Genomic DNA, 9226 nt, shown 5'->3' on the forward strand with positions numbered 1-9226 from the left:
GCCTGAAAGACCGTTATTCTTGCTGCAGCCGTATAATTAAAATCGTCACTTTGATGATGCACAATATGTGATGCCCAAAAAAGATTAACAGTATGCCCAAATCTGTGATACCAATACCAAAGCAAATCTGTTGCCAAAAACAAAAGAATCCAAGTTGTAACCGATGATTTTATCGAGAAAATGGAAAAATTAGTATTGAGCCAAGAAAAAATAAAGAAAAAAGTCCCCGTGGTTAAAAGGTCAGCGATTCGTTCTACAATTCCAACATTAAGATTAGCAACACTTTCATTAAAATGATGTACTTTTTTATTTTTTCTTTTACTTATATAATATTCCAAGAGCATGAATGATGCAAAAAATGGAACTGCAAAAGCTATGTAATTTAATTTCATTTGTGTTTTCTATTTACTCTAAAGCCAAATTGTTTCTTTTATTTTTATTTTTTCTGCCACTTTTAGGATGTCGGTTAGGATTCCTCTGGCTATAGTTGCAGTCTTTTTTCTTGAACTGTCACCATGTACAATGATTGGAACATTGCCATGAGATTCAGTATAGATTTCAAAAACAGTCTCAGATCCTTTCAATTGTCCAATCGCAGAAGTAATTGGCTCTGAAATCAACTTTACTTCCAATTTCTCATCCGCAATAGAAATTTCACCTACATACCGCAACACTTCATTTTTTACCTGAGTAACTTTAGCTATTTCAAGATATTTATCAAGTATATCCGCGTTATAATAAAATTTAGATTTGAGATTTGCTCCTTCTATATCATTATACAAAAGCGAGCTAATTTTTATATCTAAAAACTCTGTTTTTTTTCCTAATTCTCTAGCCAAAACAAGCAATTTCTTTGCAACAGTAATACCCGAAAGTTCATCTCTAAAATCTTTTTTTAGCAAGCCTCTTTTTTCAGCATCATTTAGAATTTTCGAAAAAGGAACATCTTCAGATGAAAACCTATTAAAAATATAACTCAATGAATCTGAAAAAACACCTCTGATTTTAGTTATTTTTTCTCCCGAATAATACAAATCACTAATTAACTGCAAAACTGGAATTCCTACCCCAATATTGGTCTCATACAGAAAAGTCTTGTCGAACTTCTTTAGGTTTCTTCGTATTTCTTTATAAAAATCAATATGCAATACGTTTGCATTTTGATTGACAGCAACAATGTTAAATCCATTTTGAATTAAGGGAATATAATGTTTCACCAACTCCGAACTTGCTGTTGCGTCTACGGCTATTATATTTTCAAGTCCCTTATTTTGTGCAAATTCAATAATATCCTCTATTGTAAAAGGAATTGCCAATTGGTCAAAATTGGCCTCCCAAACATTTTCGACTCCTTCTTTTTCAAAAAAAGCTAAAGTCGAGTTCGTTATTATAGGAAAGCGCAAATCAATATTTCTTTTTTCCTGAAAGAATTTCTGACTCTCCAGAACTTGATTAATTAATGCGCTCCCTATATTTCCAATTCCAAAAAGGATAACATTTATTCTAAGCGCTGACATATCTCTGTTCTTTGTGAAGGTTAAAAATAGGTTTCAAAATATCGGATAATTGATTGAACTCTATCAGATAGGCATCGTGTCCGTGAATAGATTGAATTTGGTGATAAAACACATTTTGCTTTTTATTGGTCAGTTCCCTGTAGGTTTTGCGCGTTTCCTCGGCAATAAACAAATAATCCGTATCAACAGTAACAAGATGAATATTAGCTTCAATAGCATTGGCCACTGTTAGAAAATCGGGTCTGTTTCTGGTGATATCAATTGTTTTTAGTAAATGATTCATCAGTTTATATGCTGCCAATCGATACCTGCTTTTTAATTTAAAACCATGATCCAACAACCAATTTTCAATCTGCAAAACGGATAATTCGTCCAATTTACTTCTCTTAAATCTTTGATTCACATATTCTGGTGTTCTATACAATAATGTGGCATGCAAACGAGCGTCTACAATCGGATCATCTGAATGATTTAGAATTTGGTCTTGAATCAAAACATTGGCAATAACCCAATCAGTAGCTTTCCAATCTGAAGCAATCGGAATCAAATTATCAATTTTATCGGGTTGTAAAGCGGCCATTTCCCATGTTATTGCACCTCCTAAACTTCCTCCAATTACTGCATAAACATTTTGAACTTTTAAGAAAAATAATCCTTCCCAAAAGATTCGCGCAATGTCACGAATACTATAATCTCGATAATTGTCTATCAAATTATCAACGTTATCATCAAATCCATTTCCTGGAATATTAAAGGCGATAACCGTAAAATAATCGGTATCAACAGCACGCTTTGGCCCTACAATCCCGTTCCACCATCCATTTTCTCCAGTAACATTAGAATTCCCCGTTAAAGAATGATTCACCACTACAACTGGCGCACTGCCTAGTGGTTTACCAAAAACTTGATAAAACAATGGAAGGCAAGCCTTCTGTTTTCCTATTTCTAAATCAAAATTAAAGAGATCTATTTTTTCTAAATTTTCCATTTTGAATATTTTTTAAGTTATTTTTTTAAAAACTGCCTTAGACTATAGCCAATAACTAAGACAGTTTTACCTAACAAAAACTAACACTTTCTTATACCAATTGAGGTGTTTTTATGGTTTCAAAAACAGCTTTCAAATCTGCCTTTAAATCCTCTATATCTTCTAAGCCAACAGAAAGTCGGATTAAATCTTTTGTTACTCCGGTTGCAATTTGCTCCTCATCGGACAACTGCTGATGAGTGGTGCTGGCAGGATGAATGATTAGTGATTTGGTATCACCAATATTGGCCAATATGGAAAACAGCTTAGTGTTATCCGCTACTTTTTTTGCAGCATCAAAACCAGCTTTTAACCCAAAAGTCACTACTCCGCTTTGCCCTTTTGGCAAATATTTTTGTACTAAAACATAGTATTTACTTGATTTCAATCCAGGATAGTTCACCCAGGCAACCTCCTCCTGAAGTTCCAGCCATTGGGCTAATGCCAAAGCATTTTCACTATGTCTTCGGATACGAATTTCTAAGGTTTCCAAACCCTGTATAATTTGAAAAGCATTAAACGGACTCAAAGCTGCCCCAAAATCACGCAACCCCTCAATACGTGCTTTTGCAATAAATGCTGCATTTCCTAATGCTTCGTGGTAAACCAACCCGTGATAGCCAACAGAAGGTTCGGTAAATTCAGGAAATTTCCCGTTGTTCCAATCAAATTTTCCAGCATCAATAATTACACCGCCCAACGAAGTTCCGTTGCCTGAAATATATTTGGTCAAAGAATGAATAACTATATCAGCGCCATATTCAATTGGATTCAATAAATAAGGTGACGCTACTGTATTATCAACAATAAAAGGAACTTTAAAAGCTTTTGCTTCATCCGAAATCGCTTTTAAATTCAATACATCTAATTTTGGATTCCCTAAACTTTCTACAAAGAAAGCTCTTGTATTTTCCTTGGCAGCTTTGGTGAAATTTTCAGGATCTGTTGGATCTACAAATGTGGTTGTAATACCTAATCTAGGCAGTGTCACTTTTAATAAATTATAGGTTCCTCCATATAAACTGTTGGAAGCCACTATATGGTCGCCTGCTTTTAACAATACTAATAATGCTGTCGAAATTGCCGATGCTCCAGAAGCGGTAACTACTGCTCCAATTCCTCCTTCCAGAGTTGCCAATCGTTGTTCCAGAATATCATTGGTTGGATTATTTAATCTGGTATAAATATAACCGGCCTCGGCAAGACCAAATAAATTGGCCGCATGGTCAGAATTATTAAATACATACGAAGTGGTTTGATAAATTGGAACAGCTCTGGTTCCTCCATTTTTAGTTACGTCGTGTCCTGCGTGTAATGCGTTTGTTGCAAATTTTTGTGTGCTCATGATCTTAAGTTTTTAAATGTTATATTATTAGTTTTAATGATTTTGCTTTATATTTTGAATAAATTCTGGAAATAAAAAAACCCTTTTGGGTGATTTACCAAAAGGGTTTATAGTTTGACTATAACAAGGATTAAACCTTCACTTTTGGTAATAGGGAATTGGGATGCACATACACATCATACAACACATCATCATTTTATTCCCTATCGTTTTCATCTCTTTACTTATTTGTTTAAAACCAAAAATCCTTTTTTCTAACAGAGAACTTTTTTCATATATTTTTAAATCATTATAATAACACGTTCTGCAGAAATTTCCATCATCATTCAACACCTATTTCGTATCATTAGTTTCAGTTTATTCCTATTTGACGGAGCAAATGTGCAAACTATTTTTTAAACCACCAAGCAAAAATCAATTTATTTTTATAAATTCTATAGAATTAGTAGAACTTGTTAAATTCCTCTTAATTAATTAAAAAAAACAAAAGAATAATTTGCAATTCAAAATGGTTTCATACATTTGCACCCGAATACAAGAGGAAAAATTTGAACTGATTGCAACCTCTTCATAATGAAACGAATTCATTATGGATGCTGAAAAATTTTCAGTAGAAAAAATGCTAAAGCAGAAACTCTCCTTTAGCCTTTCTAGCAATTGTTTTTCCTCAATTAATTTTTAAAATTTATAATTATTATGGCTTATTTATTTACGTCAGAATCTGTAAGTGAGGGACACCCAGACAAAATTGCAGATCAAATTTCAGATGCATTAATTGATAACTTTTTGGCATTTGATGCTGACTCAAAAGTAGCTTGTGAAACCTTGGTTACTACTGGTCAAGTAATTTTGGCTGGTGAAGTAAAGTCAAATACCTACTTAGATGTACAACAAATTGCCCGCGAAGTGATTCGTAAAATTGGTTATACAAAAAGCGAATACATGTTTGAAGCCAATTCTTGTGGTATTCTTTCAGCAATTCACGAACAATCTGCAGATATCAATCAAGGTGTTGACAGAGCTAGTAAAGAAGAGCAAGGAGCTGGAGATCAAGGAATGATGTTTGGTTACGCAACGAATGAAACTGAAAATTATATGCCATTGGCACTTGATTTATCTCATAAATTATTACAGGAATTAGCTATTTTGAGACGTGAAAATAATGAAATCACTTATTTACGTCCTGATGCAAAATCTCAAGTTACATTAGAATACAGCGACGACAACAAGCCAACACGCATTGATGCTATCGTAATTTCCACACAACATGATGATTTTGACGAAGAAGAAGCTATGCTTGCTAAAATCAAGAAAGACATCATCGAAATATTGATTCCAAGAATCATTGCAAAAAATCCTAAACAAGCGCATTTATTCAATGATAAAATTCAATACCACATCAATCCAACCGGTAAATTCGTAATTGGAGGACCACACGGAGATACTGGATTGACAGGAAGAAAAATTATTGTTGACACTTACGGTGGAAAAGGAGCTCACGGTGGTGGTGCTTTCTCTGGAAAAGATCCAAGTAAAGTAGATCGAAGTGCAGCTTATGCTACACGTCATATCGCAAAAAACCTTGTTGCTGCTGGTGTTGCTGATGAGATTTTGGTACAAGTTTCCTATGCAATTGGAGTAGCAAAACCAATGGGTATTTTTATTGATACTTATGGAACTTCAAAAGTGAACTTGACTAATGGTGAAATCGCCAAAAAAGTAGAAGCTATTTTTGATATGCGTCCTTACTTCATCGAACAACGTTTGAAATTAAGAAATCCAATCTATAGCGAAACTGCTGCTTATGGTCACATGGGACGCACTCCAGAAACCGTTACAAAAACGTTCTCTGCTCCTGGTGGATTAACTAAAACTGTAACTGTTGACTTATTTACTTGGGAAAAATTAGATTTCGTCGATCAAGTGAAAGCTGCTTTTGGTTTGTAAAACTTAACCACAAAGTACACAAAGTTATACGTGAAATTTTCAAGAAAAACCCTGACTAAATTAAATAGTCAGGGTTTTTTATTGGTTGTCTTTTCATGAAAGAATGAATAGTTGGATTAATATCTAAAAAAACTATTTTTTCAATTAACCACTACATTCATTTACTAACTGCAGTAGCTGAATCAAAAATTCGACAAAAATTACCCCCGCCAATCTTAACTATTTCATCCTCGTTGAAACCTACTTTCAACATTGAATCAACGACTGTATATAAAAATCCTCCATTCTGATTTTGCCAAGTCTCGTTGGTTCCTTTTGGCGTTGCATTTTGCTTTTTTGGACCATTATTGTCACGTTGACCATTATTCTTTTTATTGTCAGCAGATCTGTAGGGAGGTGTCATTTTGGTATCGGTACCAATACAAACGTGGTCAACACCGATAACATCAACAAGAGCCCGAACATTTTGTGCGTATTCTAATGGAGTGTCTGCCAAATGTGTCCATACGCCAATAACACCACCTGAACTTGCCACGATTTTAGCTTGCTCTTTACTAATAAGTCTTGGCAGCATCATCTGTGCCATTTTTGGATTTTGCCCCAATTGCGTATCAAGTCCTGTATGAGAAATAAGCACTGGCTTGGTTGTTACTTTAAGAGCTGCATTTACAGTTTCATTGGTGCAATGTGCAAGATCCACAAGAATCCCTAATTTGTTACATTCTTTGATAACATCCGATCCAAGCGAGGTTAATCCACCCCACTGTGCCGGTTTTGTAAAAATATCACCTAACGGAACTGAAGCATCGTTGTCATGCAAAAGCCCAAGATGTCGCAAGCCACGACTATATGCTTCCTCTAGACGTTCCAATTTTCCTTCCAGAAAATGCCCTCCCTCCACCGATTGAATAACAGTTGGAATCTTCTTTTTGTGGGCAAATTGCAAGTCTTTAAAGTTTAATGAACGTTTCATATTATTACTTTTCAGCACATTATCCATTGCATCCAATCCGTTTATAAACCGTTTATACGCATCTCCTGGATTAATAAGCTGTTGATAGTCAACCGCAAAAGTCATACAAATTGCCGATAAGCCAGACTTTTTCAATTCTCCATAAAGATCAATTTTTGAACCAGATAATTCTTCTCCATTGAGCGGAACATCAATATGATTATGTGTATCTACACCGATTGTTTTAGCAACAATTGCAGCTATTCTTGGATTATATTCATTACTAGCCCACGACACAAATGGGTTAAACATAATTGCTGCTCCCGCTGCGGTCACAGACGCAATAAAGTTTCTTCGTGACCAATCTTGATGATTATTTTCCATTTTTATCAAAATTATTTTTATATATTATATTTTAAAGACAAAATCAAATACAGCGGTTGAACAGTATATTGCGAGGCTCTTGTGGAGAATTGCGAGAAACTGTCGTCATTTATGGACTTTGTGTTCAAGAGATTCGTTCCGCTAATTTTGTATTCTAACTTGCTTCCTTTTTTTTGATAAATTAAACTGGCACTTAGAAAATCGTACTCATTGTTTACCGTTTTTTCGTTGTTATAGTAGTGATAAAACTCATATTCGGTCACAAATGAAAAGCTATTCAAGAAGTAATAATCCAATCTGGCAAATGGTTTGTCCGTATAAAAAACACTGCTGTCGTAGTTATTAATTACAGCATTATACCCGATTTCTAAGTTGGGAAGATCTTTGTAATTAGTGGCTCCTTTTATGGTATAGCTTTGAGTAAAACTTTCTTTGGCCGACAATACATTGTTTTGTATATTATTGAAAAGAGACCAATTGATGTTTGCCGACAAAGAGGCTTTATAATTTTTCAGGAAAGAACGTCCATAAGATCCACTTCCTGATAAAGTTTCATCTGCAAAGTCTGAATTATAGGGCATAGAGGACTGATTCACACCATCGTAAAAAGCTTGGGTTTTTACCGCATCAATTAGTTTAGAATACGTCAAAAAGGCGGTTATATTTTCCAAATTAAACATATTGTATTTGAAATAACGCAACGAATGTTGAATAGCAGTTGCGTTTTCAAGTGTTCTGCTTCCCTTTCTTAAACTATTATAATTGGTAAACACAAAACCTTCCGCTAATTGATTAATGTCGGTAAAGTTATTGGTGTACGAGTAATTATAAGTCAATGTTTCTGATTTTTTGATTTGATAAATCGCAAAAAAATCAGGTAAAAATCTAGAAAAATTTTGACTAAAATTAGTTCCCAATTGTTTATTAGTCATACTGTAACTATGAATGCTCACTCCAGGCGTGAACGTAAACTTTCCGGTCAAAATCTTATAATGCAATCCCAAAAAAGCATCATTAAAACTGTAATTTACATCATTTACATTGGTTGGATTATCTAAGACATTGACCTCTTGATTATCCAAAATTTGATACATGCTGGAATTAAAATTTTGATACGAATAGGTATTCCCTAATGTGAAGTTGATGTTGCTTTTTGGAGTAAGCATATAAAAATAATCTACTTTGACATCTAGTTTACTGGTTGTTACAAAACGATTTTGAGTAATATCATTCCTGTCTTGCCCAGAAGTATAACCTGCTAAACTAAAAGGCTGCGACTTTAAATTTGCATTATAAAAAGGATCTTCCTCTTGATACAAATGTTGCATTTCGACAGCAAAAATGTTTTTCTCGTTTAGTGTATAAAACAAACTCAGATTTTGATTTACCGATATTGGTTTTTGCTCTTTTGAAGTATTGATAATTTCGGTTGCTGAAACAGTATTAACAATCGATTCCCGTATCAAAGGAGCATCCTCTTCCTGTTTTGAAAGCTTAGCCAAAACATCATAATCAAACTGAAAGTCGGTTGATGGTTTGTAACTCGAACTTAACTTAAACATTCCCAAATTATTTTTTTGATGGGCTAATTCTTTACGGTTTTCAGTAGACTGAATTTCAGAAGAATTAGGTTCCAAAATATTAGTCTGTGAAAGCGTTTCTAAATCGGTAATTGATGAAGATATAATGCCAAAACCGCTCAAATTCCAAGCTTTGTTTACATTGTATGAGAAATTTGCCGCTCCAAATTGAGTTTCAATTTCTTTGGCCCTGTTGTTTCTTAAAAGCGAAATCCCCAAATCATTGGAAGAAATATTAAAACTTGAACCGCCCTTGGCCATCAGCCCTCTAAATCCACCGGTTAATTTATTGTAATCTTGGATTGTCAATGGCAGTTCGCCAATATTATTAAAATTAGAAATCAGGTTAATGCTGTATTTAGGACTGTAATAAAACACTTTTGGATTAACCACATAGCGGGAATCAGTATGCCCAACCCCTATTCCAGCCGTCATATCACCAAACCAGAAATTCTTTTTCCCTGATTTTAATTT

At 34.3% G+C, this 9226-nt stretch carries 7 protein-coding genes; 1 reads left to right on the plus strand and 6 read right to left on the minus strand.

The genetic code is table 11. From position 1 onward, the window contains the following. From VFS71_RS01895 to VFS71_RS01910, 4 genes are all read right to left on the minus strand, one after another. Positions 1 to 392: sterol desaturase family protein (locus VFS71_RS01895; protein WP_326399037.1), on the minus strand; the 392-nt coding region annotated here is incomplete at its 3' end. Between the two features lie 18 nt (positions 393 to 410). Then, positions 411 to 1517: an aspartate kinase gene (locus VFS71_RS01900; RefSeq protein ID WP_326399038.1), complete on the minus strand. Its 1107-nt coding sequence runs from the start codon at positions 1515 to 1517 to the stop codon at positions 411 to 413. Continuing rightward, positions 1504 to 2505 (minus strand): alpha/beta fold hydrolase, encoded by a 1002-nt coding sequence (locus tag VFS71_RS01905; protein WP_326399039.1) that lies wholly within the window; start codon positions 2503 to 2505, stop codon positions 1504 to 1506. The genes VFS71_RS01900 and VFS71_RS01905 overlap by 14 nt, the downstream gene beginning before the upstream one ends. A gap of 91 nt (positions 2506 to 2596) precedes the next feature. Continuing rightward, the gene (locus tag VFS71_RS01910) at positions 2597 to 3889 is read right to left on the minus strand and encodes an O-acetylhomoserine aminocarboxypropyltransferase/cysteine synthase family protein (protein WP_326399040.1); all 1293 of its coding nucleotides are present in this window, start codon (positions 3887 to 3889) and stop codon (positions 2597 to 2599) included. 696 nt (positions 3890 to 4585) lie between these two features. Between VFS71_RS01910 and metK the strand changes: the two genes are divergently transcribed. Continuing rightward, positions 4586 to 5836, plus strand: coding sequence for a methionine adenosyltransferase (gene metK / locus VFS71_RS01915; RefSeq protein ID WP_326399042.1), 1251 nt, complete (start codon positions 4586 to 4588; stop codon positions 5834 to 5836). Between the two features lie 157 nt (positions 5837 to 5993). Here metK and VFS71_RS01920 read toward each other — a convergent pair whose 3' ends face one another. Both VFS71_RS01920 and VFS71_RS01925 read right to left on the minus strand, forming a co-directional pair. Continuing rightward, positions 5994 to 7172: a dipeptidase gene (locus VFS71_RS01920; protein WP_326399044.1), complete on the minus strand. Its 1179-nt coding sequence runs from the start codon at positions 7170 to 7172 to the stop codon at positions 5994 to 5996. A 17-nt stretch (positions 7173 to 7189) separates the two neighbouring features. Continuing rightward, positions 7190 to 9226: TonB-dependent receptor (locus VFS71_RS01925; protein ID WP_326399046.1), on the minus strand; the 2037-nt coding region annotated here is incomplete at its 5' end.

It is taken from the genome of Flavobacterium sp. (assembly GCF_035760125.1).
GTDB lineage: Bacteria > Bacteroidota > Bacteroidia > Flavobacteriales > Flavobacteriaceae > Flavobacterium.